Genomic DNA, 22,800 nt, shown 5'->3' on the forward strand with positions numbered 1-22,800 from the left:
GCCTTGTGGGGTGAGGAATGGTGGCCGAAGGCCAGGAAAAGCCAACGGTTTGGCTTTTCCAACGACAAACGCGCGGCGCCGTAGCGGAGGGCCGGGCGCCGCGACCTTCCTTCTCCCCCTGTGGGAGCAGGTGCCCCGAAGGGGCGGATGAGGGGTGTTGGACGGAACGCGGCGTTTCAGGAGGGCACCAGCCTCTGCCCTCTCATTTCTTCCAACACCCCTCATCCGTCTCGGCGCTGCGCGCCGATCCACCTTCTCCCAAAAGGGGAGAAGGAAGTTTGCGCCCTCGATGGCTTGTCACCTCCAAGGATCCGCACGGCGCAAACTGCGCGGGTCTTACGCCTGCCCCGTCAGGCGCTCGCCTTTTGCCTGAGGCCGGCAACGAAGGTCGTCACCAGAAGCGTTATCTGCTCCGACACGTCCCCTCGCCTGCCCTCGATGGCCTCGGTCGCATAACCGACGCTGACGATGCCATGGACGCTCGACCACAAGGCATGGGCTGCCGTCCCCCTCAGGCGCGGGTCGGTTATCAGGCCGCTCTTTTCCAGAATGTCGGCAATGAGCATGAAGCTGCTGGACAGCCGATCCTCGTAAGCCCTGGTTTCATCAGAGGGCTCCCCGGCAAGGCCGGTGGCCAGAAGCGACTGCCAGCTGCCGGGATTTTCGCCGACGAAACGCTGATAGACCCCGGCCAGCGCCAGAAGCAGCTGCACCGGATCGCTCACGCCTTGACGCTCCAGCTCGCCGAGCACCTGCTTGCCGGCAGCATCGAGCTTTTCCAGGAGCCTGGTGTTGACCGCCCGCAGGATGCCGGTCAGGTCGCCGAACAGATTGTAGATCGAGCCGACGGCGATCCCGGCCTCGCCGGCGATGGTGCGCGCCTGCAGCCTGGCAGCCCCGCCCTCGTTGAGCAGCCGCTCGGCGATGCCGAGCACCCGTTCCTTGGTTTCGTTGCGATCCAGCGCCATGTGATTCCTGTCTCTAGGGCCTGTGTCGAAGCCCTGCCCTTGCCATCCTGATAGCACGGATGACCTAAAATGAACATCGTTCAAAATTCTTCTTGAACAATGTTCATTTTATGGTAGCCTGCAAATATGAACAATGTTCATGGGAGGAAAGCATGATACGGAACGTCTTCAGGTCGTTGCTGGCAGTGGCGGGAGCCAAGGCTGAAACCGGTCTTGAAAACCGCTTTGCCATCGACCTGCTCGAACAGCACATCAGGAATGCCCAGTCAGGCCTCGCCGCCGCCAAGCAGACGCTTGCGGCAATCGTCATCCGGCACCGGGGCGAACAGGCGGCACTGTCGCGCCTCGCTTATCGCATCGGCGACCTCGAACAGCGGACCGCCAGCGCCCTGCAGGCCGGCTCGAACGAACTGGCCCATGACGGGGCGACCGTCATCGCCGAACTGGAGAATGAGCGCGCGGTTCGCCAGGCGACGCTTGCAGCACTCGAGCAGCGCATCACCCGCATGCGGCTGTCCATCGAAAAGGCCCATGCCAGGATCGTCGACCTCAACCAGGGCCTGATCTCGGCCAGGGCGCTCGACGCCGAGCATCGCGCCCAGCGCGGTCTCAACCGCTCGCTCGGTGGTTCCACCGGCTTCAAGGAGGCGGAAGCGCTCATCGCCCGCATCCATGACCGCAGCGATCCGCTCGAGGAAGCCTTCGTCATCGATGCCATCGACGACGAACTGAACGGCGATGCCGTTCGCACCAGACTGGCCAATGCCGGCCACGGCCGGCCGGTCAGGGTCGACGCGGCCCAGGTTCTTCAGCGTCTCGCAGCCAGCACCGAAAGCCCGCCGACCAACTGATCTCAAGTCGCAGCAACCCCAACTTTCAGCAATTCCAACTCAGCAACCCCAGATCTCAGCAACCAAGGAGGAAATCATGAGCCCGAACCAGACCTACATCCTGTTCAACGCCGCTTCCGTCGCCGTCGCCTATTTCATGCTGTCACTGTCCTTGTGGCTGGCGCCTGTCGATCTCTCGACCAAGGGCTATTGGGGCATGGGCGTGCTGCTGCTCACCGGCGCGCTGGTCAACCTGGTCAAGTACCGCATGGACGATCGCCTGGCCGCAGAGCAGACGGCAAAGATCGAAAAGGCCGGCAACGAAAAGCTGCTCAGCGAGTATGTCGGCAAGGAATGACTATCTTGAAAGGCCCGCGCGGCACACGCCGCGCGGGCCTTTGCCGTCATTCGCTGCCGGCGGCATTTTCTGCTATCAAGGCTTGCAGTTGGACCTCGGGCGGCAATGACGATGACCTCGCCCAGAATGCTGCTGTTTGCCATGGCAAGCATGCTTGTCGCCTTGGGCCTCGCCTTTGTCGGCGCGGGCGGCATGACAGCCTATTTTTCCAATCCGGCGCGCAGCGCAGCAGCCCTCCTCACCATCGCTTTGTGGCTTGCTGCCTTGTTCAGCGACGCAAATCTCAGCCGCGGCGAGCGCGAGGACCGCTCCGACCGCTGGGTGCTCGTGGCCTTCGGCGTCATCGGCCTGCTCAATGCCTTCCTGCCTGCCTATACCGACCGGCTCGACGTCTGGACCTTCGGCGGCGAAACCCTGCGCTGGATCGGCGTCACCCTGTTTGCCGCGGGCGGCGCGCTCAGATTGTGGCCGGTGTTCGTGCTCGGCAACAGGTTCAGCGGACTGGTCGCCATCCAGCCCGGGCACAGGCTGGTCACCTCGGGCATCTATTCCGTCATCCGCAATCCCAGCTATCTCGGCCTGCTGGTCAATTCGCTCGGCTGGGCGCTGGTCTTCCGTTCAGGTGCAGGCCTGATGCTGACCGCACTCACTTTGGTGCCGCTGGTGGCGCGCATCCGTTCCGAAGAACGCCTGTTGCGCCAGCATTTCGGCGCACCTTACGAGGCCTATTTCAGCCGCACCTAGCGGCTCATCCCCGGGCTGTATTGAAGCGGCATCCGCGCCGCGCGCAATCAGTGGCGTCTCAGCCCGTCGCGCCAGGCAATGGCCTCGAGTTCGACGCGCACCGCCTCCTCTACCGGGATCACCGGCCGCGCTTCGAATTCGAACGCCGCGAAGGTCGAGCACGCCTTGTGGACGGCCACCGGGTCGTCGCAATCGACAAGCATATGCCCGCCCCACTCCCCCACCCGCACCACGAACATCTCGATCTTGAAATTGGCCGGCGGCGTCCACTGGGTGAACACGTCGAGTATGCGCTTCTGGGCCTGTTCATATTCCGCCGCCGAACCTTGCGAGCGTTCGAACCAGTTGATCATGTATTTCATCGACCAGCCTCCACGATTGAGCCGCAACGGCAAACCGCGCCACATCCAACGAGGCGCGCCGCCATGGTTCCAGCTTCCAAAAAGACCGAGTTCAAAGGTCGCGCTGCATGCAAATGCAGGCCGCCGACAGCACGGCCCGGCAAAAATATCAGCACATAAATATTAGCACAATTGAATATACATTTGCACCGCCCGGCCCGGCGAGATCAGTCTTTCGGCGCCACGCATTGCTGGTCGCGGAACAGCGCCCATTCCTCGCACAGGTTTCCGTCGGGCAGGCGGCAATAGCCGGTTTCGTTGCCGGACGCATCCTTGCGGATCTCCAGCCGTCCGCCGATCTTGCCGCAATGCACCGAGGCCGGGTTGGCGAGGCCGACCGGCTTCTGCGCCGGCGCCGCCGCCGCCCCCATGATGACAAGCGACATCGCCGCCAGTCCCGCCGAACGTGCCGCAAGCTGCCGCATCGCGCTCTCCCTGAAGCTTCCTGTCCATCGCTGCAACTAGAGTTGTTCAAGGCAAAGGCAATTGCCAAATGAAAAAGCCCGGAGCGTGCCCGGGCTTTTGGAAAATGCCGCGTTGCCAGCCTCAGGCCGGCATCGGCCCGGTATAGACCGACGCCGGGCGCAGCAGGCGGCCGGTGCGCTGCTGTTCCAGCGCATGTGCAACCCAGCCCGCGGTGCGGCCGACGGCAAAGACCGGCGTGAAGGCCTCGCGCGGAATGTCGAGCGCGCCGAGCAGGATCGCCGTGTAGAACTCGACATTGGTGTCGAGCCGCCGGCCCGGCTTGGCGCGGGCGAGAGCCTCGCGGGCATAAGCCTCGACCTCGGCGGCGAGCCCGAGATCCATGCCTTCGGAGCCCAGCGTGCCCACCGCGCGCTTCAGCACGTCGGCGCGCGGGTCGCGCACCTTGTAGATACGATGGCCGAAGCCCATCAGGCGCTCGCCGCGCCCGAGGGCGGCGTCGATCCAGGGCGCGATGTTGCCGGCCGTGCCGATCGCCTCCAGCATGTCGAGCACAGGGGCAGGTGCGCCGCCATGCAGCGGGCCCGAAAGCGCGCAATAGCCCGCCGTGATTGCCATGAACAGATCGGCCTGGGTCGAGGCGACGACACGCGCGGCAAAGGTCGAGGCGTTCATGCCGTGGTCGCTGACGGTGACCAGATAGGCATCGAGGGCTGCCGCTTCCGCCTCGCGCGCAGCCTGGCCACGCATCATCCTGAGCATGTCGGCCGCCTGGCCGAGCGTCGCATCGGGCGCCACCGGGGCAAGGCCGTCGGCGCGGCGCGCCAGCGCCGCCGCCAGCACCGGCATCGCGCCCAGAAGCGCGACTTCGTCGTCCAGCCCCTCCTCCTTGTCGATCGCCGCGATCGCGGCGCGGAAGCCGGCGCCGAGCGCCAGGCCTTCGGTGGCAGGCAGGATCTTGTCGAGGCGCGCAAAGGCCTGGACACGCGCCTCGCCGAGCTTCGCCCTCAGCTCGCCAGCGTCGGTTTCCTTGCCCGCCGCCGAAAGCAGCCTGGCCGACACGCCTTCAAAATCGGTCTCGGCGGCCAGCTGCGCCACGCGGCTGCCGGCGATGATCAGTTCGCCGCCCTCGCCATCGACATGGGAAAGCGCTGTTAAGGCCGCGGTCACGCCGTCCAGCCCGGCGGTGGTCTGATGAAGTGTCATGGGGCTCTGCTCCTTGGTGCGATGCAACAAAGATGCGGTGCTTTTCATATTGATCAATCTTGATTAGCTTGATCAATATGAAAAAAGCCTCCGAACCGCTCTATCTCTCCGCCCGCGAGGCCGCAGGCGAACTCGCCGTGTCGCCGGCTACGCTTTATGCCTATGTCAGCCGCGGCCTGATCCGCTCCGAACCGTCAGACGATGCCCGCGCCCGGCGCTACCGCGCCGACGACGTCCGTGCCCTGTTGGCGCGGCGCGCCCCGGCGGGTCTGGCAAGTGCCGGCGAAAGCGAAGCGCCGGTTCTCGACTCCGCCATCTCGACCATCACCAGCGAAGGCTCGGTCTATCGCGGCGTCCAGGCGGTGGCGCTGGCCGAACATGCGACGCTGGAACAGGCGGCGACGCTTCTGTGGGACATGAACGACGCCGACCCCTTCGCCGCCGCCAACATGCCTGTCGTCAGCGACACGATGCGGTCGGTGGCTTCCGTCACAACGGGCGAAGCGCCCATTCCCCGCGCCATCGCCATGCTGGCGCTGGCCGGCGGCAACGATTCACGCGCCTTCAACCGCTCGCGCCAGGGCCGCGTCGAGGTCGGCGCCCGCGCCATCCGCCTGCTCACCTCGGGCATCCTCGGCACCACGCCCTCGCCCGCGCCGATCCATCTGCAGGTCGCCGACGCCTGGGCCCCTGGTCATCCGCACGCCCAGGCCATTTTCCGCCGCGCGCTGGTGCTGCTCGCCGACCACGAACTCAACCCCTCGACCTGGACGGTGCGCTGCGCGGCCTCGACGGGGATCAACCTCTATGATGCGCTGATCGCAGGGCTGGTCGCGCTGAAGGGCCCCAGGCATGGCGGGGCCGGACCGCTGGCCGCCCATATGGTCGCCGACTTCGCCGCCACCGATGTCGCCGCCAACATCCGCGAGCGTGTCGCCATCGGCGACCGCATCCCCGGCTTCGGCCATACCGTCTACCGCGACGGCGATCCGCGCGCCGACAGCCTGCTCACGTCCCTGGCCGAGGCTGGCGCCGACCGGCGCCTCGCCGTCGAGGCGCCGGCGCTCATCACCGAAGCCACCGGCCTGCACCCCAATATCGACTATGCGCTGGCGGTGATGGTGCGCACCTTCGGCCTGCCGATCGGCCATGAGACGGCGTTTTTCGCCATCGCCCGCTCCATCGGCTGGGTCGCGCATGCCATCGAGCAGCTGACCTCGGGCGTTTTGATCCGCCCGCGCGCCCGCTATATCGGCCCCGCGCTGGGGCGTGGCGGCAGCCAGGTCGTGAACTCGGGATGATCGCAGATCGGGTGGAGAGCAAACGCCCAAGGGGACCGTAAGGGCGCGCGATCGGGCCGCTGTCGCCAATGCGTGGCATGCCTTGCGGCAGGTCTTTTCGCGAGCCCTCTGGCGCACTGGAAAAACTGGTGTATCCCGGGACCATGATCACGATCCGACGTTCCCGCCCCGACGAGGGAGACCGCAACATCGAAATCTGGCGAAGCGCGGTTGACGCCACGCATGATTTTCTGACGCCTGCGGATCGTCTCGCCATCGACGACATGGTGTGCGGTTTCCTTCCGCAAGCGCCTCTCTGGGTAGCGGTTGATGAAAACGACCGCCCGCTGGCCTTCATGCTGATCGACGGTGGGCATATGGAGGCGCTGTTCGTCGACCCCGCCCATCGCGGAACCGGCATCGGTGCTGCCCTTGTGCGGCACGGTCTCGCGCTTCATCCCAAAATGACAACCGATGTCAACGCGCAGAACGATCAGGCTGTTCGCTTCTATGAACGAATGGGGTTCAGGCAGACAGGCCGCTCGCCTGTCGACGGACAGGGTCGGCCGTATCCGCTCATCCACCTGGAACATCTGAACTGATCGGCCGGCCTCCGAACATCGATCTCGCAACGTCATTGCGCCGAATGTAAGGGGTTCACAGCCGCTACGACCGGGATAGACTTCCCGACCGGGGAGTACAGCCGATGATGCGCAGGGAAATTCCGGCCGAGAGCCCGGAGGCCTATGTCGAGGCCTTGAGCGGCTGGCGCCGCGACATCGTCGAAGCCCTGCGCGCGGCCACGCACGCGGCGGGCGATCCCGAAGCGCGCATCAAATGGGGCCACATCGTCTGCTTTGCCGACGGCCCGGTCCTGCTCATCCGTGCCGAGCAAGCGCGCGTCTTGTTCGGCTTCTGGCGCGGCAAGCGTCTGCGCCACATCGAGCCGAGGCTGAAGGCCGGCGGCAAATACGAGCTCGCCACCATGACATTTCTCGAGGGCGACACGGTGGATGCAGCACGTGCCGAAACGCTCGTCCGCGAAGCCGTGCGGCTGAACGCCGAGATCGGCGACCCGACGAAGGGCGTCTAGGCCATTCGGCTGTCGTCTCCATTTCGGCCAGAGTATGCATTCCGTCATATTCTGAAGTGCGGACATCGTTATCTGACTTTGAGCCAGATTGCTGACATTCTTGCCTGGAAAATATACGGCTGCTAAACACGCGCCATGATGATGTTTAAGTCCACACTCTTCCCGCTGATCTGACGCTCCAGTATCGTCGTAGCACCCAGGTGCCCGCTTAAGATCATAACGGCCTGTCCCGAGTGGAGGCCGTGCGGAGAATTGTCGAATGTCGGAAGCTAATCGTTCCGGTCTGAGTGAGGCTCAGATCGCGCACTTCATTGAACATGGATATATCAAACTGGAGGGTGCCTTCGATGGCCGCCTTGCCTCACAGGGGCAGGAGCAGCTTTGGAGGGCCATGGGCCTTTCCCCCGACGCGCCGGAGACGTGGAAACAGCCGGTTGTGCGCTTGGGCTTTTTGACTGGCAAGCCTTTCGCGGAGGCCGCCAACACACCGCTCCTGCACGCATCATACGATGCCCTGGTCGGCGAAGGCCGGTGGTTGAGGCCCAATGGCCTGGGCACTTTCCCGGTGCGTTTTCCGTCACCAAACGATCCAGGTGACGCGGGATGGCACGTTGATGCAAGCTTCGGCACCGACAACCCCGACTTCATGCAGTGGCGGGTCAATGTGAAAAGCAGCGGCCGCGCCTTGCTCATGCTTTTCCTCTTCTCCGATGTCGGTGAATTGGATGCGCCGACAAAGATCAGGAAAGGGTCGCACAGCACGATCGCAAAGCAGTTGCTGCCAGCCGGAGAGGCAGGTCTCACACTCGGCGAACTGGCTGCTGACGGCTTCGCATCGACTGCCGACTGTGCCGAAGTGCTGGCCACCGGGGAGCCTGGGACCGTTTATCTCTGCCACCCCTTCCTCTTCCACTCCGCACAACCGCATCGGGGAGCCAGGCCCCGTTTCATGGCCCAACCTCCGCTCCTGCCGAAGGGTGAGTTTGACCCGTCGCTACCTCCATCTGCAGTGCAAATAGCCATCCGCAGGGCCATTGGGATGGAACTCTAGTCGTCAGGGGCCTGGGACATGACCGTTCTGGGCCCCGCCTTCCTGAGCAATGTTTTCCATCAGGAATTGCGAAGACAATTTAGCCAGTGACGCCAAGATAGCCTGAAACCGCCCGGCGCAGCCGCGCCTGCAGATCGTCGAAGTCGCGCTCGCCGGCCCGGACGGCGGCGTCGACGATGCCCCTGGACAGCGCCATCAGGTCGAAGGCCGTCCGCTCCGGCTGGTCGATGCCGTGGTCGCGCAGGACGCCGACGATCAGGTCTCGCATGTCGGCCTTCATCTGCACCGTCTCCTTGTCGAGCTTGAGCTCGAGCTCCTCGTGCTCCAGCGCCTGGGCAAGTGCGGGGCGCCTGAGATGATGGCGCAGGCTCGCCGCCGCCATCGCATCGACGGCATCGCCAAGCCCCTTGCCTTCGGCCTGGCGGGCTGCACCGACGAAGTCGGCCAGCATCTCCTGGCGCATCTGGCGGACCAGCTCGGCCAGTATCGCCTCTTTCGCCGGGAAGTATTGGTAGAGCGTGCCGACAGAAACGCCCGCCAGCACAGCGACATGATTGGTGGTGAGTCCGCGGCTTCCCGACGTCTCCAGAATGCGAGCAGCTGCCTCCAGGATCGCAGCACAAGTGACGGCACTGCGCTCTTGCCGCGGCGTCTTGCGGGGGGTCAGCCTGGACTGCAAGGCGTTCCTCGGATGCGAGTAGAGGGGGAAGCGAATATTCGCAATATTTCCCGCACCCGAACACGGGTCAACAGGCAAGTCGCCTGAACAGGGAGCCGACCGGGTCAGGGAATGCGCAAGACTTTCGACTTCGACACCAGAACCGTGCTCATCACCGGCGGCGCGCGCGGCATCGGCCTGGAGCTCTCCCGCCAGCTGGTCGCCAGGGGCGCGCATGTGATCGCGGTCGGACGCGACGCAGCCTCGCTCAACGCGCTGGCGATGGAGCTCAATGGTTCGGTCACCGTCATGCAGGCCGACCTCGGCGCGCCCGGCGGCGTCGAGGCCCTGTCACACTGGCTGCGCGAAACGCATCCACAATGCAGCGTCCTGATCAACAACGCCGCAATCATGCATCACGACGACCTGACAGCGGACGGCCCGGCCAGGCTCGACGCCATAGCGGCCGAGATTTCGGTCAACCTGGCCGCACCGCTTCAGCTGTCGGTCGCCATGCTGCCCGTGCTGAAGGCCCACCCCGCCTCGGCCATCGTCAACATCACGTCAGGGCTCGCCATCGCGCCGAAGCGCGGGGCCGCCGTCTACTGCGCCACCAAGGCCGCCCTGCGCAGCTTCACCCGTTCGCTGCGCGACCAGTGCCGCGCCGCGAGGCTGCCGGTCCAGGTCACCGAGGCCGTCATGACCGTCGTCGACACCACGCTGTCGCGCGCCGGTTCGTTCCGCAAATACCCCCCGGCACGCGCCGCCGCCGACGTCATTGCAGGCGTCGAACGCGGGCTCGACGAGATCTGGATCGAAAAGACCAGGCTTCTGCGCCTCGTCCACCGGCTTTCGCCCGGTCTCGCCTGCCGCATCATGCGCGACCGCTGACCGTCTATCCCCCAGCCAGGACCTCAGAGATGACCGAATTCAACACCTTCGCAGCCCAGTTGCTGCGGAAACCCCGTGAGATGTCGGCCCTTGCGCCGTCGTCGCCGACCTTGTGCCAGCTCATGGCCGGGCAGATTCCGCGCTCGGCGCGGCGGGTCGCCGAGTTCGGGCCCGGCACCGGCAACATCACCCGTGAAATCCTCAAGCTCGGCATCGCGCCTGCCGATCTCCTCCTCTACGAGGTCAACCCGGTCTTCTGCCGCATGCTGCGCGAGCGCCATCCCGACGTGTCCGTCTTTGACGAACCGGCCGAGAAACTGGCGTCGTCAGGCCCCGCACATGTCGATGCCGTCGTCTCGGGCCTGCCGCTGCTGTCGATGTCGACCAGCCAGCAGCAGGCGATCCTGTCCGCGGCCTTCTCGCGGCTCGGGCCGGACGGCGTCTACATCCAGTTCACCTACGGACTGTTCTCGCCGCTGCGCAAAAGCATCGCCGAAAGCCTCGGCCTGGAGTTCACGCGCTCGCCGCGTGTCTGGCGCAACCTGCCGCCGGCGGTCGTCTACGTCTTCAGGCGCAAGCGCAACCGGGCGGGCTGACCGGCGAGCGGCCGTAGCCCGCGCCGCAATCGCGCCACAGTGACAGGCGAACCAACCGGCTGCATCAGAAAGCCGGTCGCATGACGCATGCCGTGAAACTGGATCCCAGCTGGCCCATCTCGCTGGCACTGCATGGCCTGCTGCTGGCGGCCATCCTGTCATTGCCGAGGCCGCATCAGTTGAGGCTTCCTGCGGAGGATTCGGTGCCGGTCGAGCTGGTGGCGCCCACGCCCGATCAGGCGAAACTCCAACCGCAAGCTCCCACCGGTGCGCAGTCACCCAGCGCTGCAGTCCCACCACGGCCCGAGGCGCCCGAAGCGCCCGCAACCCAAAAGCCCGAAACTCAAGAGCCCGCAACTCAAGAGCCCGAAACCCAGGCGCCCAAAACCCAGGCAGCCGAAGCGCCGGCAGCGCCAAAACCGGCCATGGTCAAGGCACACAGCTTCTACGCCACCAAGGTGCTCGCCGATCCGCGCAGCCGCCGCGCCCGGCAGGAGCTTACGACCTTTGCCCCCGACGAACGCGCCATCCAGCTCTGCAACATCGAGGCCATGGAGCAGATCCGTCGCTGGAAGGCAGAATTCCGCCCCGATCTCGTCGTCCCCTATGCAACCGGCAATCTCGGCATCGACGGCGGCGCGATCCACGCGCAAGGCGGAGCCTTCCGTTCAAGGGGGCGCTGGTACGGCGTTACCTTCTCTTGCGATGTTGCCGAAGGCGCTGTCACGGCTTTCGAGTTCAGTGTCGGCGAGGCGATCCCGGAGGCGAGATGGGCCGAATACAATCTCGTTTCCGGCGACCCGGAGGATTGAGAAGCCCAAACGAAAAAAGCCCGGCCGAAGCCGGGCTTTTTGAACGATGCGGATGCGATCAGCTGTCGAGGAACGAGCGCAGCTTGCGCGACCGGCTCGGGTGCTTGAGCTTGCGCAGCGCCTTGGCCTCGATCTGACGGATACGTTCGCGGGTGACCGAGAACTGCTGGCCGACTTCTTCCAGCGTGTGGTCGGTGTTCATGCCGATGCCGAAGCGCATGCGCAGCACGCGTTCCTCACGCGGGGTGAGCGAGGCCAGCACGCGCGTGGTCGTTTCGCGCAGATTGGCCTGGATCGCCGCATCGATCGGCAGGATCGCCATCTTGTCCTCGATGAAATCGCCGAGATGCGAATCCTCCTCGTCGCCCACGGGGGTTTCGAGCGAGATCGGCTCCTTGGCGATCTTCAGCACCTTGCGCACCTTTTCGAGCGGCATGGCGAGCTTTTCGGCCAGTTCTTCCGGCGTCGGCTCGCGGCCGATCTCGTGCAGCATCTGGCGCGACGTGCGGACGATCTTGTTGATCGTCTCGATCATGTGCACCGGAATGCGGATGGTGCGGGCCTGGTCGGCAATCGAACGGGTGATCGCCTGCCTGATCCACCATGTGGCATAGGTCGAGAACTTGTAGCCGCGGCGGTACTCGAACTTGTCGACGGCCTTCATCAGGCCGATATTGCCTTCCTGGATCAGATCCAGGAACTGCAGGCCGCGGTTGGTGTATTTCTTGGCGATGGAGATCACGAGGCGCAGGTTTGCCTCGACCATTTCCTTCTTGGCGATCGCGGCTTCGCGTTCGCCCTTCTGGACCTGGTTGACGATCTTGCGGAACTCGAGGATCGAGATCGCCGTTTCGGTGGCGAGATTCTGGATCTCGGCGCGCAGGTCGCGGATCGTGTCCTTCTCGTTCTTGGTGAACTCCTTCCAGCCGCGGCTGGACAGGTTCGAGATCGAGCGGATCCAGTTCGGGTCGAGCTCGGAGCCCTGGTATTCCCTGAGGAACTCCTCGCGGCGCACGCCATAGCTTTCGGCGAGGCGCAGAAGCTTGCCCTCGTTCTGCACCAGGCGCTTGTTGATGTCGTAGAGCTGCTCGACCAGGGCCTCGATGCGGGCCTGGTTCAGCGACAGCGACTTCACCGCCGTGATCAGCTGGTCCTTCAGCTCCTTGAGGCGACGGTCCTGGCTCGGCGACAGCGTGCCGGCGGCAGCGAGACGGTTCTCGACCTGCTGGTCCTGCAGCTTGCGCAGCTTCTTGTAGGTGTCGGCGATGACGTCGAGCGTCTCCATCACCTGCGGCCGAAGCTCTGCTTCCATGGCCGCCAGCGACAGGCTGGCCTCGTCCTCGTCTTCTTCCTCTTCCTCGCCGCGATTGTCGCCGCCGACATTGGTGATGTCGTCCTCGTCGTCGCCGCCGCGCCGGCGGCCGGCCTTGGGCTCGTCCTTCGGCTTGGCGTCTTCGTCGACGCGCTCGACGATCGGCGCCTGCTTGGCCTCGGGGCCGGCATAGGTGGCTTCGAGATCGATGATCTCGCGCAGCAGAATCTTGGCTTCGTTGAGCTCGTCGCGCCAGATGATGATGGCCTGGAAGGTCAGCGGGCTCTCGCACAGGCCGGCGATCATCGTCTCGCGGCCTGCCTCGATGCGCTTGGCGATGGCGATTTCGCCCTCACGCGACAGAAGCTCGACCGACCCCATCTCGCGCAGATACATGCGCACAGGGTCGTCGGTACGGTCGGTGGGCTCTTTCTTGGTCGTGGTGGCGGCAACGGCCGTGCCGGTCTGTTCGGCAAGCTCGTTGGCGTCTTCCTCGGCGTCGCCTTCAGCGGCTTCGGCCTCTTCGCCCTGCTCGTCGTCCTCGACGACGTTGATGCCCATGTCGGACAGCATCGCCATCGTGTCCTCGATCTGTTCGGAGGTCACTTCCTCCGAGGGCAGAACCGAATTCAGCTCGTCCATGGTGACATAGCCGCGCTTCTTCGCGACTTTGATCATCTTCTTGACAGCGTCATCGGAAAGGTCGAGCAAGGGGCCGTCGGTTGCGCCCTCGCGTTCGGTCTCGACCTCTTCCTTTTCTTTTGTCGCCATTCTTCGCTTTCTCCAGACGGCCTTTCAGCCGCTTAAACTTCCGTACAGTGCAAATCAGATGCGCTCATCCAACCTGCGCCTGAACTGCCAGTAGCTTCACCTGTCTTAAGTCCAGATTAACCCTGATATCTGTGGCGGAATATCTTCCTGTCCAGTGACAAGCACCACCACCCCGCATTTTCAGGCCAGTGACTCGATCGGCAGCCTGGCTACCGGTTAACTTTTCGAATCGACCTGATTCCGTCATTCTGGCGGAAGGTCAAGCGCCTGTCGCATGATTCGCCTCAAAAAGGCGAATCAATTGCTGGATGGACAGCGTCCCCGCCTCAATTCCGCCCGGTTCGGCCAGAGGACACGCCAAAGCCTTCGATAAGCGCTTCGGTGGCCTGCACGTCATGAAACTGCGCCTGGATCTCCACCAGATGCCGATAATTTTCGTCCGTCGGATCGGTTGCGAGTGCCGCTTCGGCCTGTTTCAGTTCCTTATGTAAGGTGCGAGCGCTTCGGTGCAAGTGCAACGTCTGCGCGAAGGCGTCGCGGGCGTCTTCGAGCGCCGCATCCTCCAGCGCCGTCCACTGGCGCGCCTTGCGCACGAGTGCCACGGCCCGCTCCCAGATCTCGTTGCAGCCGGCGCGGCCGATGGCGCCCACCACCTCGTCGCGGTTGTTGGCCTCGTCATGGGCCATCGCGTCGATCAGCGCGACATGCAGCTGCCTGAGCTCGGCATTGCTGAGATCGAGCCTTTCGACATGGTCGAAATTCTCGTCGACCAGCGTGGGGTGATTGACCAGCGCCACGACAAGGCAGGTTTCGCGCAGCGGCAGGATGCTGCCGGCGCGCTTGACCAGGGCCGAACGCGCCAGGCTGTCGGACACCGCCAGCCTGCCGGCGGCGACACCTGGCCCGCCCTTGTTCCACTGGCCGCGCTCGCCGCCCTTGCCGCCCTTGTTGAACGAACCTTTGCCGCGCTCGCCCTGGCCGCCTTGCTGGCGGCCGCGCTGGCTGCCGAAGAAATTCAGCACCCGCTCGCGCATCTCCTGCTGGTAGTGGTAGCGGACGCTCTCGTCCTTGATCCGGCTGGTCAGCTCGCGCAGCGTCTTTTCAAGCTCCGCCCGCCGCTCCGGCGTCTCGAAGATGCCGTTCGAGGTCTCGCGCATCCAGATCAGGTCGGACAAGGGCCTTGCGGCGTCGAGCACCGTGCGGAACGCCTCCGGCCCCTCCGCCTTGACCAGATCGTCGGGGTCCTTGCCCTCGGGCAGCAGCGCAAAGCGCGCCGTATGGCCCGGCGCCACCAGCGGCAGCACCATGTCGGCGGCGCGGTAGGCGGCCTTCAGGCCGGCCTTGTCGCCGTCGAAACACAGTACAGGCTCGCCCGACATGCGCCACAGAAGCTCGAGCTGGTTCTCGGTCAGCGCCGTGCCGAGCGGCGCCACCGCATTCTCGAACCCGGCCTGGGCCAGCGCGATCACGTCCATATAGCCTTCGACGGCGATCACCGCCCCGCCCTTCTGCAGCGCCTTGCGGGCCCGGGCGAAGTTGTAGAGCACGTTGCCCTTGTGGAAGAGCTCGGTCTCGGGCGAGTTCAGATATTTGGCCGGCGCGTCCGCCGACATGGCGCGGCCGCCAAAGGCGATGATGCGCCCGCGCGAATCCGGGATCGGGAACATGATGCGGTCGCGGAACCGGTCATAGGACACCGGCACGTCCTCGAACACCGTCAGCCCGCAGGCCTCCATCTGGACCTTTTCGACGCCCTTGGAGGCCAGGAACTCCTTCAGCGCATTGCGGCTTTCAGGCGCATAGCCGAGCCGGAACGACTGCTGCGTCGCAGGCGTCAGTCCGCGGTCGCGCAGATAGGCGCGGGCCTTGGCCCCGTCCGCCCCCTGCATCCGGTCCTGGAAGAACTGCGTCGCCAGCTCCATGACGTCGTGCAGCGACGCCCTCTCGCGCTCGCGCCGCTCTTCCTGGGCGTCGCGCGCCGGCAACGGCACACCCGCCATCTCGGCGATACGCTCGACCGCTTCGGGAAAGCTCATTCCGTCGAGTTCGGTGAGGAAGCGGAAATGGTCGCCGGTCACGCCACAGCCGAAGCAGTGGTAACGGCCCTTGCGGTCCTCGCAGTGGAACGACGGCGACTTTTCGCCATGGAACGGGCAGCAGGCCCAGAAGTCGCCCTTCTGGGTGTTGGTCTTCTTGCGATCCCAGGTCACACGCTGGCCGATCACGGCCGAAATCGGCACGCGGTCGCGTATCTCGCTCAAAAATCCGTCGGAAAAGCGCATCGGGCCCTGCTTGTTTCATCCTCATATAAGCAAGCCCACGCCGGCCAGCGACCCCTATTCGCACCCATGCCCGGTTTTCACAGGTCACAAGCCCGACCGTCCAGCCAGGCCATTCAGCCAGGCCATTCAGATTGCGGCGCGTCGCGGTCGCGCCGGAACCACGCCCGATGTCGAACCGCACTACATATGGACAGTCGCCTCTTGTTGCATTTGCACAGCTGTGCAATATGGACGAAAGATATTATCCGGCTAATCTAATCGGCATGGTCAACACAGTGATTCGCCTCAGCGCCCAAAAGCCAGGACAGCAGGCCAACACCCCAGCGAGGTACGCACGGTGAGCGGTTCGGTCGTCCTCCTCCATCTCGCCGGCGCGGTGGCACTTTTGCTGTTTGCCACACGCATGGTGCGCACCGGCGTCGAGCGCGCCTATGGCGACGTGCTGCGCCACAAGCTGCGCGACACCATGCGCAACCCGCTGATGGCGGTGCTTGCCGGCACCGCGCTGGCGATCGCGCTGCAGAGTTCCACCGCCGTCACCCTGCTCGTCGGCTCCTTTGCCGGTGCGGGCATCGTCAGCGGCATGGCCGGCCAGCTCGCCGTGCGCGGCGCCGAGATCGGCTCGGCGCTGGTCATCAAGATCCTGACCTTCGACCTGTCGCTTCTGGTGCCGGTCTGCCTTGCCGCCGGCACCGCCATGTTCCTCGCCACCGAGCGCCGCTCCTGGCAGCAGTTCGGCCGCATCCTCGTCGGCATCGGCCTTCTGGTGCTGTCGCTGGAGATGGTCGGCCAGGCCTCCGAGCCGCTGCGCGAAAGCAAGCTCCTGCCCGTCATCATCGACTATTTCAAAGGCGATCCCGTCACCGCCTATCTGCTTGCGGCACTGATCACCTGGCTGTTCCATTCGTCGATCGCAGCGGTGCTGCTCATCGTCACGCTGGCCGGCCGCGGGCTGGTGCCGCCCGAACTCGGAATCGTGCTGGTGCTCGGCGTCAATCTCGGCAGCTCGGTCATCGCCCCCCTGCTCACCCGCAGCGCCGAGCCTGCGGTGCGCGTCGTGCCGGTGGGCAATCTGCTGATGCGCGGCGCAGGCTCGCTGGTCATGCTGGTGCTGTTCTTGTCGTTCAAGCCGCCGGTGGCCTTCCTCGGCACATCGGTGCCCGACCAGATCATCAACGCCCACATCCTGTTCAACTGCATCATCCTGGTGGCCGGCCTGCCGCTCGCCAGGCTGGTCTACAGCGCCTCGGAAAAAATCGTGGCGATGGGCGCCAAGCCCGATGCCGCCAAGGACATGGCGGTGGTCGAGCTCAGCGCGCTGAACGAGGCAGCGCTCGACACCCCGTCCCAGGCGCTCGCCAACGCCACCCGTGAGGTCGTGCGCGTCTGCGAAACCGTCGAGATCATGCTCCAGCGCATCATCGAGCTCTACGAGGATGCCGACGCCGACAAGATCAAGGCGCTGGCCGCCCTCGACGACCGCGTCGACCGCAAGCATGCGGCGATCAAGCTCTACCTCGCCAAGGCGACCATCCGGCCGATGACCGAGGACGAGGCGCTGCGCTGCCAGGAGCTGCTCGGCGCCTGCGTCAAGCTCGAGCAGGTCGGCGACATCATCGTCCGCAACATGCTCGCCCATGTCCAGAAGAAGCTCGACCGCGGCCTCGAATTCACCTCCGAAGGCTGGCGCGAACTTTTGAGCTTCCACCAGGCGGTGCTGGCCAACGCCAGGCTGTCCTTCAACGTGCTGGTCTCACGCGACCTCAAGACGGCGCGCCAGCTGGTGGCCGAAAAGGACCATCTGCGCGACGTCGAGAAGGAAACCAGCCAGAGTCATTTCCTCAGGCTGCGCGACGGCACCATCAAGAGCGTCGAGACCAGCTCCATCCACCTCGACACCATCCGCGACCTCAAGCAGATCAACTCCATGCTCGCCTCCATGGCCTATCCGGTCCTCGAAGAGCACGGCCTGCTCCAGGGCTCGCGCCTGAAGGCAAGCTGAGCAGCGTCGATCCCTTCTCCCCTTGCGGGGTGAAGAGTGGGCGAAGGCCAGGAAAAGCCAACGATTTGGCCTTTCCAATGACGAACGTCCGGAGCCCTGGCGGAGGGCCGGGCCAGCGCGACCTCCCCTTCTCCCCTTGTGGGAGAAGGTGCCCCGAAGGGGCGGATGAGGGGTGCTGGACGGAACGCGGCGTCCCAAGACTTCACAGCACCTTATTCTGCTCCACCTCATTTCTTCCAACACCCCTCATCCGTCTCGGCGCTGCGCGCCGATCCACCTTCTCCCGCAAGGGGAGAAGGAAAGTTTGCGCCGGCCTCGTCCCGAGACGAAAAGCGCCCATCCTGGCCCCAGCGACGGCCCTTGCCTGTCCGCCCCGATCCGGGCGAGGCTGCATTTCCACCTTCAGGGGATCAGCACATGGCCGCGCTCGACCGGGAAAGCCTCATCCAGGACATGACCGCCTGGCGCCATGATCTGCATGCCCACCCGGAATTCGGCTTCGAGGAGAAACGCACCAGCGCCTTCGTCGCGCAGAAGCTGCGCGAGTTCGGCCTCGACGAGGTGGTCGAGGGCGTAGGCGGAACCGGCGTGGTCGGCACGCTCCGGCGCGGCAGCGGCAACCGTGCCGTTGCCCTGAGGGCCGACATGGACGCACTGCGCATCGCCGAGCAAGGCAACCACGCCTACGCCTCGCAGACGCCAGGCGTCATGCATGCCTGCGGCCATGACGGCCACACCGCGATGCTGTTGGGCGCCGCCAAGATGCTCGCCGCCGACGGCGGTTTCGACGGCACCGTGCGCTTCGTCTTCCAGCCGGCCGAGGAATGGGGCAAGGGCGCGCTCGCCATGCTCGACGATCACCTGATGAGCCGCTTCCCCTTCGACGAGATCTATGGCCTGCACAACATGCCCGGCCTGCCGCTCGGCCATTTCGAGACGCGGCCCGGCCCGCTGATGTCGGCCGAGGACAATTTCGAGATCGTGCTCGAAGGCCTGGGCGGCCATGCCGCCCGCCCGCATGTCGGCCGCGAGGTGCTGGTGGCGGCCTGCGCTGTCGTCACCAATTTGCAGACCATTGCCGCGCGCCGGCTCAATCCGGCCGATGTCGCCGTCGTCTCCGTCACCGAGCTCATCACCGACGGCACCCGCAACGCCCTGCCCGGCCACGCCCGCATCCTCGGCGACGCCAGAAGCTTCCGCCCCGAGGTCAGCGCCGAGATCGAACGGCAGATGCGCATCATCGCCGAGGGCACCGCACTTGCCTACAATTGCACGGCGTCAGTGGCCTACAGCAGGGAATTCGTGCCGCTGGTCAACGATGCCGACGCCACCGCCTCCGCCCTTGCTGCCGCAGCAGCGGTGTTCGAGCCGGCCGCGATCAACGGCAAGGGCGAACTGGTCACGGCTTCGGAGGATTTCGCCCGCTTCCTCGACCACGTGCCGGGCTGCTTTGCCTATATCGGCAATGGCGAGACCTCGGCCCCGCTGCACAATCCGCGCTTCGACTTCAACGACGCAGCCCTGATCCACGGCGCAGCCTTCCACGCCGCCATCGTGCGCCAGCGCCTGCCGGCCGGGTGAGCCGCTGCTTGCGCGAATCGACCGAGTTCGTAAACTCTGAAAAGGCCGTGCAGCCTGCCGCTCGCTCCCTTGGGATTGGTGAATGCACCACGAACCAGGTTTTCCCCTCGCGGGCGACCGTCGGCAACGCGAGCACTGACGCCTGAAGTCGCCCCCATAGGGAAAACACCCATGCCAACGCTTGACCGCGTGAAGTCCATGGCCAGAGACCTGCGCAACAGCCTGGCCGAACAGGGCATACACCTCTCCCACAGCGCCTGTCTCGAAACCGTTGCCCGGCAACTCGGCTGCACCGACTGGAACATGCTGAAGGCCAGTTGCGACGCCGGAACGGGCCTCGGCGTCTCAATATTGGTCGAACACGGTTGCGAGGAAGAAGCGGCAGCCTTCTACCAGCGTGCCTTCGGCGCCGTCAGAGGCGGGGTCTACAGATTTGAGGGCAGGCCGATTTCGATAGACCTCAGGATCGGCGACGTTGCCGTCCAGGTCGGCGGCGCCAATCCGCGGCGGGAACTCGAGCCGCATCGCGGCGGTCCCTTCTTCCCCAAGGCTGATGGTGCCGTCAGCGTCGTCTTCATACTGGAGGTCGCCAACGCAGCGGCCGCCCTGCAGAGGGCAGTCGACGCAGGGGCAAGGCTACGAGGAGAGCTCGCGTCGGCCACCGACGGCCGGCGCGGTGCCACTGTCTTTGACCCGTTCGGCCACATCTGGGCCCTGCGCGACAGGACGCCCGTCAGGCTCCGCCGCGCGGCCTGACGGAGCAGCGCCCCTTCCCCCCTTGCGGGGTAAGGAGTGGTGGCCGAAGGCCAGGAAAAGCCAACGATGCTTTTCCAACGACGAACGCCCGGAGCCATAGCGGAGGCCGGGCGGCCCCGAAGGGGCGGATGAGGGGTGCTGGACGGAGCTTCGGCATCCGAAGGCCTGTCGCTTCACAGCACCCTATTCTGCCCCGCCTCATTCCTTCCAACACCCCTCCGTCTCGGCGCTGCGCGCCGATCCACCTTCTCCCACAAGGGGAGAAGGAAAAGCGCGGTATTAGGTAGAAAACGCCACCAACGCCATATCAAGTCATTGATTGAAAATAGCATTTTCGATGGCTGATAAGGGGTGGCTAGTGAACTGTCGGCTTTTGGAAGAGCCTCCAAGAAAAGCAGACATTGGTGGGTTAGCGAACCAGGGGCCGAAATCGGATCGGCGGCTTCTGGAGACCATATTTATTCAAGCAGCGCGAGTTTCTGGTCGGACAAGCAGCTAACGCGCTTTCATTCGCACCTGACGCGGACTCTTTCCGTATTTGCGGGTAAAGCGGTAGCTGAAATAGCCCGGGTCATTGAACCCGTTGGCGAATGCAATGTCCTGTATCGTCCGGTTGCGCTGATTTGAGCGCTGGAGCGTGCGGTAGCAGCGGTCGAGGCGCTCGCTCTCGATCCATTTGTGCAAGGTCGTTCCCGTGGCACTGAAAAGCTTGTGCAAGTAGCGAACGGAAATGCCCGCCTTTGCCGCCACGAAGGAAACCGACAGCTCCGGGTCCGAAAGATTGACGATCACGATGCTGCGGATGCGTCGGATGATATGGTCGTGCGATTGCGTGAGTTCATCGCCCAGGGACGTATCGTCGTCCGGGTCTGAATCGGCGATAAGATCCAGGATCGCGGTAGCGAGTGAATATCCAGCCTGTGGTCCCATATCCGTGGGATCGGCTTCGAGCGATCGCAGTATCCGGGAAGCCAGGCCGCTGGCGCCGCCCTCACCGCGGAATATGTGCCCGCACACCCTGTCGGTGCTCAGCCCACGGTGAACGAACTCGTTGCGCGGGAACCGGACCACGACCCGCCGAACCGGGCCTTCGAACTCGATGGAATAGGGCAGAGTGCTGTCGACGATGCTGAAGTCGCCTGGCGTCAGACGCACGTCACGGCCGATATGCCGCGTGACACCGGTTCCGACTACCTGCAGCGCCAGCAGATAGTCCTTGCCATTGTCACGGCCGATATTGGCAAGGCTTCGTTCGATGACGACCGGTTCACAGTCGACGAAGGAACAGTCGAGGAAACCGACCTGACTCTTTCTAATCTTGGCCTGGTAGGCGTTGGTTTCGAACCGATGAGCCGACAAATCGGCGATCTGGCAGATTGCCTCCTGGAAACTCGTGAAACGGGCGGTCGGATCGACCGCATCAGTGGACAGGACAGTGATCATCGGCACCAACAACCCCATGCACGTTAGCGCAGCGGTCCAGCGCTCACAAGTGCACAACTCCACCCGCCGGAGTGCACAATCGCGGCATTCTTCATGCACGATCGTACCAAGACTTCCTTCCCCGTCGAAGCTTTACTGGGATCAAGCGATGGTGATCACAACCATGCATTCAACAATCTGGGGAACAACGATGAACCGTATCTCACGCAGAATGACTGGTGTGTCGTTTACAGCGTTCGCATTGGCGGCGACCGCAGTGCTACCGGCCAGCGCGAATCAGGCCGCCATCGACTTCGCCAAGAAAGTCGTCGGCCAGGCTACCAACACCGTCATGTCACGCGATCCGCTGGGCGAAGGCTCATCGCGCTGGACCGGCGCGGAAGCTTCGCCGAAACCCGTCAAGGACGCGACGATCGCGGTGGTTCCATGCCCTCTCGCTCTCTCCGTTTGCCAGACCACACTTGCGGACGCCACGGCGGCCGCCGAGGCTATGGGCTGGAAGGTCATACCGATCGATTCGAAGGGCGATCCCGCGGTTACCCAAAAAGCCGTCGAGGCAGCAATAAACCGCGATGTAAGCTGCGTGCTTACCCTTGGCTCCCCATCGCGCGATATCCGCGCTCAGATCCAGCGGGGCAAGGAGAAGGGGATCGCTTTCGTGACGGGCTTCTCCGACGACCCGAGGGAGTTTGGCGGCGATATCGGCTTCGGCATCGACCAGACCGCTGCCGGCAAGCTTCTCGCAGCCTATGTGGTTGCCAATGGCGGCGGCAACGTCGTCATGTTCACGGCCCCCGCCTTCCCGCAGCTGGGTGAACGGCTTCAGGGCTTCAAGGACTATCTCGCCGAGCATGGCGGTGATGTCGCCACGGTCGTGGAAGAGGTAGAGTTCAATGTAGGCGCGGGCGCCGCCGACCTGATCACCAAGACACAGGCGCTGCTGACCAAGCACCCCAAGGACAGCATCCAGTGGGTGCTGGGACCGTATGACGAATCGCTCGTTCCGGTTCTCGCGACGGCACGGCAGCGCGACCGGACCGAGATCAAGGCGCTGGGCTTTGACGGTGAACCCGTCGCGGTAGACTCCATCGTTTCGGGAGGCGGCCAGGTCGCGACCATCAACTGGGGCCTGGAATGGGTGGCGTGGGCTGGCATCGACGAATGCAATCGCGCGATCAACAAGGCTGAGGTCGGCGTGAACAAGGATTTCCCACTTCAGCTGACCATCGAGTCGAATGCAACACCCCGCAAGCGCTACGATCCGGGCTTCGACTTCAAGACGAAATATCGTGAGATCTGGGCGGCGGCGAACTAGCCGGCGGAACACATGTGTCGGGGCCAT

Annotated in this window: 22 protein-coding genes; 14 read left to right on the forward strand and 8 right to left on the reverse strand. The window is 64.5% G+C overall.

The genetic code is table 11. The features are described from left to right. Nucleotides 1-350 precede the first annotated feature (350 nt). Nucleotides 351-968, reverse strand: a complete 618-nt coding sequence (locus B015_RS0116555) for a TetR/AcrR family transcriptional regulator (RefSeq protein WP_018428839.1) — start codon at nt 966-968, stop codon at nt 351-353. Between the two features lie 152 nt (nt 969-1,120). On the opposite strand from B015_RS0116555, the gene B015_RS0116560 reads away from it, so the two are divergent. The 3 genes from B015_RS0116560 (at nt 1,121) to B015_RS0116570 (ending at nt 2,900) form a co-directional block, all read left to right on the forward strand. Next, complete coding sequence (locus tag B015_RS0116560) at nt 1,121-1,819, forward strand: PspA/IM30 family protein (RefSeq protein WP_018428840.1); 699 nt, start codon at nt 1,121-1,123, stop codon at nt 1,817-1,819. A 76-nt stretch (nt 1,820-1,895) separates the two neighbouring features. After that, complete coding sequence (locus B015_RS0116565; protein WP_018428841.1) at nt 1,896-2,156, forward strand: YiaA/YiaB family inner membrane protein; 261 nt, start codon at nt 1,896-1,898, stop codon at nt 2,154-2,156. Nucleotides 2,157-2,267: 111 nt separating this feature from the next. Next, nucleotides 2,268-2,900 (forward strand): isoprenylcysteine carboxylmethyltransferase family protein, encoded by a 633-nt coding sequence (locus B015_RS0116570; protein WP_343122984.1) that lies wholly within the window; start codon nt 2,268-2,270, stop codon nt 2,898-2,900. Nucleotides 2,901-2,947: 47 nt separating this feature from the next. Here B015_RS0116570 and B015_RS0116575 read toward each other — a convergent pair whose 3' ends face one another. The 3 genes from B015_RS0116575 to B015_RS0116585 all read right to left on the reverse strand — a co-directional run bounded on the left by B015_RS0116575 (nt 2,948) and on the right by B015_RS0116585 (nt 4,930). Then, nucleotides 2,948-3,262, reverse strand: a complete 315-nt coding sequence (locus tag B015_RS0116575) for a DUF3303 family protein (protein WP_018428843.1) — start codon at nt 3,260-3,262, stop codon at nt 2,948-2,950. Between the two features lie 206 nt (nt 3,263-3,468). Then, a complete protein-coding gene (locus tag B015_RS0116580) occupies nt 3,469-3,726 on the reverse strand; it encodes a DUF333 domain-containing protein (RefSeq protein WP_018428844.1) in 258 nt (85 codons plus the stop codon). A 121-nt stretch (nt 3,727-3,847) separates the two neighbouring features. Then, on the reverse strand, nt 3,848-4,930 hold the full coding sequence (locus tag B015_RS0116585) for a citrate synthase (RefSeq protein WP_026227372.1): 1,083 nt from the start codon (nt 4,928-4,930) through the stop codon (nt 3,848-3,850). 77 nt (nt 4,931-5,007) lie between these two features. Between B015_RS0116585 and B015_RS0116590 the strand changes: the two genes are divergently transcribed. From B015_RS0116590 to B015_RS0116610, 4 genes are all read left to right on the forward strand, one after another. After that, on the forward strand, nt 5,008-6,231 hold the full coding sequence (locus B015_RS0116590; RefSeq protein ID WP_018428846.1) for a citrate synthase family protein: 1,224 nt from the start codon (nt 5,008-5,010) through the stop codon (nt 6,229-6,231). 143 nt (nt 6,232-6,374) lie between these two features. Then, the gene (locus B015_RS0116595) at nt 6,375-6,812 is read left to right on the forward strand and encodes an acetyltransferase (protein WP_018428847.1); all 438 of its coding nucleotides are present in this window, start codon (nt 6,375-6,377) and stop codon (nt 6,810-6,812) included. A 104-nt stretch (nt 6,813-6,916) separates the two neighbouring features. Next, a complete protein-coding gene (locus B015_RS0116600) occupies nt 6,917-7,303 on the forward strand; it encodes a DUF1801 domain-containing protein (RefSeq protein ID WP_018428848.1) in 387 nt (128 codons plus the stop codon). A 259-nt stretch (nt 7,304-7,562) separates the two neighbouring features. After that, nucleotides 7,563-8,354, forward strand: a complete 792-nt coding sequence (locus tag B015_RS0116610) for a phytanoyl-CoA dioxygenase family protein (RefSeq protein ID WP_018428850.1) — start codon at nt 7,563-7,565, stop codon at nt 8,352-8,354. 79 nt (nt 8,355-8,433) lie between these two features. Here the strand turns inward: B015_RS0116610 and B015_RS0116615 are convergent, their stop codons facing one another. Beyond that, nucleotides 8,434-9,033, reverse strand: a complete 600-nt coding sequence (locus B015_RS0116615) for a TetR/AcrR family transcriptional regulator (RefSeq protein ID WP_018428851.1) — start codon at nt 9,031-9,033, stop codon at nt 8,434-8,436. Between the two features lie 111 nt (nt 9,034-9,144). Here B015_RS0116615 and B015_RS0116620 point away from each other — a divergent pair, with 111 nt between their 5' ends. The 3 genes from B015_RS0116620 (at nt 9,145) to B015_RS33885 (ending at nt 11,311) form a co-directional block, all read left to right on the forward strand. Then, the gene (locus B015_RS0116620) at nt 9,145-9,903 is read left to right on the forward strand and encodes an SDR family NAD(P)-dependent oxidoreductase (protein WP_018428852.1); all 759 of its coding nucleotides are present in this window, start codon (nt 9,145-9,147) and stop codon (nt 9,901-9,903) included. 29 nt (nt 9,904-9,932) lie between these two features. Further along, nucleotides 9,933-10,499 carry a methyltransferase domain-containing protein gene (locus tag B015_RS0116625; RefSeq protein ID WP_018428853.1) on the forward strand — a complete coding sequence of 189 codons (567 nt, stop codon included), beginning with the start codon at nt 9,933-9,935 and terminating at the stop codon, nt 10,497-10,499. 80 nt (nt 10,500-10,579) lie between these two features. Then, nucleotides 10,580-11,311 carry a DUF930 domain-containing protein gene (locus B015_RS33885; RefSeq protein WP_018428854.1) on the forward strand — a complete coding sequence of 244 codons (732 nt, stop codon included), beginning with the start codon at nt 10,580-10,582 and terminating at the stop codon, nt 11,309-11,311. 58 nt (nt 11,312-11,369) lie between these two features. On the opposite strand, the gene rpoD is transcribed toward B015_RS33885, so the two are convergent. Together rpoD and dnaG are read right to left on the reverse strand one after the other, a co-directional pair. After that, the gene (gene rpoD, locus B015_RS0116635) at nt 11,370-13,394 is read right to left on the reverse strand and encodes an RNA polymerase sigma factor RpoD (RefSeq protein ID WP_018428855.1); all 2,025 of its coding nucleotides are present in this window, start codon (nt 13,392-13,394) and stop codon (nt 11,370-11,372) included. A gap of 326 nt (nt 13,395-13,720) precedes the next feature. Beyond that, complete coding sequence (gene dnaG / locus B015_RS0116640; RefSeq protein WP_018428856.1) at nt 13,721-15,676, reverse strand: DNA primase; 1,956 nt, start codon at nt 15,674-15,676, stop codon at nt 13,721-13,723. 337 nt (nt 15,677-16,013) lie between these two features. Between dnaG and B015_RS0116645 the strand changes: the two genes are divergently transcribed. From B015_RS0116645 to B015_RS31095, 3 genes are all read left to right on the forward strand, one after another. After that, entirely contained in the window at nt 16,014-17,678 is a 1,665-nt protein-coding gene (locus B015_RS0116645; protein ID WP_018428857.1) for a Na/Pi cotransporter family protein, read from the forward strand. A gap of 417 nt (nt 17,679-18,095) precedes the next feature. Further along, nucleotides 18,096-19,259, forward strand: a complete 1,164-nt coding sequence (locus B015_RS0116650; protein ID WP_018428858.1) for an amidohydrolase — start codon at nt 18,096-18,098, stop codon at nt 19,257-19,259. A gap of 171 nt (nt 19,260-19,430) precedes the next feature. Beyond that, nucleotides 19,431-20,015 carry a glyoxalase superfamily protein gene (locus B015_RS31095; protein ID WP_245262206.1) on the forward strand — a complete coding sequence of 195 codons (585 nt, stop codon included), beginning with the start codon at nt 19,431-19,433 and terminating at the stop codon, nt 20,013-20,015. A gap of 495 nt (nt 20,016-20,510) precedes the next feature. Here B015_RS31095 and B015_RS0116660 read toward each other — a convergent pair whose 3' ends face one another. Beyond that, the gene (locus tag B015_RS0116660) at nt 20,511-21,458 is read right to left on the reverse strand and encodes a helix-turn-helix domain-containing protein (protein WP_245262335.1); all 948 of its coding nucleotides are present in this window, start codon (nt 21,456-21,458) and stop codon (nt 20,511-20,513) included. Between the two features lie 148 nt (nt 21,459-21,606). On the opposite strand from B015_RS0116660, the gene B015_RS0116665 reads away from it, so the two are divergent. Continuing rightward, nucleotides 21,607-22,773 carry a substrate-binding domain-containing protein gene (locus B015_RS0116665; RefSeq protein ID WP_157632766.1) on the forward strand — a complete coding sequence of 389 codons (1,167 nt, stop codon included), beginning with the start codon at nt 21,607-21,609 and terminating at the stop codon, nt 22,771-22,773. Nucleotides 22,774-22,800: the final 27 nt, after the last annotated feature.

It is taken from the genome of Hoeflea sp. 108 (assembly GCF_000372965.1).
Lineage (GTDB): Bacteria > Pseudomonadota > Alphaproteobacteria > Rhizobiales > Rhizobiaceae > Aminobacter.

What these genes read in the sequence shown, in the direction of transcription:
- B015_RS0116560 (WP_018428840.1), top strand. Translation starts at nt 1,121, where the DNA reads ATGATACGGAACGTCTTCAGGTCGTTGCTGGCAGTGGCGGGAGCCAAG.
- B015_RS33885 (WP_018428854.1), top strand. Translation starts at nt 10,580, where the DNA reads ATGACGCATGCCGTGAAACTGGATCCCAGCTGGCCCATCTCGCTGGCA.
- B015_RS0116580 (WP_018428844.1), bottom strand. Translation starts at nt 3,726, where the DNA reads ATGCGGCAGCTTGCGGCACGTTCGGCGGGACTGGCGGCGATGTCGCTT.
- B015_RS0116650 (WP_018428858.1), top strand. Translation starts at nt 18,096, where the DNA reads ATGGCCGCGCTCGACCGGGAAAGCCTCATCCAGGACATGACCGCCTGG.
- B015_RS0116590 (WP_018428846.1), top strand. Translation starts at nt 5,008, where the DNA reads ATGAAAAAAGCCTCCGAACCGCTCTATCTCTCCGCCCGCGAGGCCGCA.
- B015_RS0116610 (WP_018428850.1), top strand. Translation starts at nt 7,563, where the DNA reads ATGTCGGAAGCTAATCGTTCCGGTCTGAGTGAGGCTCAGATCGCGCAC.
- rpoD (WP_018428855.1), bottom strand. Translation starts at nt 13,394, where the DNA reads ATGGCGACAAAAGAAAAGGAAGAGGTCGAGACCGAACGCGAGGGCGCA.
- B015_RS0116665 (WP_157632766.1), top strand. Translation starts at nt 21,607, where the DNA reads ATGGTGATCACAACCATGCATTCAACAATCTGGGGAACAACGATGAAC.
- B015_RS0116600 (WP_018428848.1), top strand. Translation starts at nt 6,917, where the DNA reads ATGATGCGCAGGGAAATTCCGGCCGAGAGCCCGGAGGCCTATGTCGAG.
- B015_RS0116620 (WP_018428852.1), top strand. Translation starts at nt 9,145, where the DNA reads ATGCGCAAGACTTTCGACTTCGACACCAGAACCGTGCTCATCACCGGC.
- B015_RS0116570 (WP_343122984.1), top strand. Translation starts at nt 2,268, where the DNA reads ATGACCTCGCCCAGAATGCTGCTGTTTGCCATGGCAAGCATGCTTGTC.
- B015_RS0116585 (WP_026227372.1), bottom strand. Translation starts at nt 4,930, where the DNA reads ATGACACTTCATCAGACCACCGCCGGGCTGGACGGCGTGACCGCGGCC.
- dnaG (WP_018428856.1), bottom strand. Translation starts at nt 15,676, where the DNA reads ATGCGCTTTTCCGACGGATTTTTGAGCGAGATACGCGACCGCGTGCCG.
- B015_RS31095 (WP_245262206.1), top strand. Translation starts at nt 19,431, where the DNA reads ATGCCAACGCTTGACCGCGTGAAGTCCATGGCCAGAGACCTGCGCAAC.
- B015_RS0116575 (WP_018428843.1), bottom strand. Translation starts at nt 3,262, where the DNA reads ATGAAATACATGATCAACTGGTTCGAACGCTCGCAAGGTTCGGCGGCG.
- B015_RS0116555 (WP_018428839.1), bottom strand. Translation starts at nt 968, where the DNA reads ATGGCGCTGGATCGCAACGAAACCAAGGAACGGGTGCTCGGCATCGCC.
- B015_RS0116625 (WP_018428853.1), top strand. Translation starts at nt 9,933, where the DNA reads ATGACCGAATTCAACACCTTCGCAGCCCAGTTGCTGCGGAAACCCCGT.
- B015_RS0116595 (WP_018428847.1), top strand. Translation starts at nt 6,375, where the DNA reads ATGATCACGATCCGACGTTCCCGCCCCGACGAGGGAGACCGCAACATC.
- B015_RS0116660 (WP_245262335.1), bottom strand. Translation starts at nt 21,458, where the DNA reads ATGATCACTGTCCTGTCCACTGATGCGGTCGATCCGACCGCCCGTTTC.
- B015_RS0116565 (WP_018428841.1), top strand. Translation starts at nt 1,896, where the DNA reads ATGAGCCCGAACCAGACCTACATCCTGTTCAACGCCGCTTCCGTCGCC.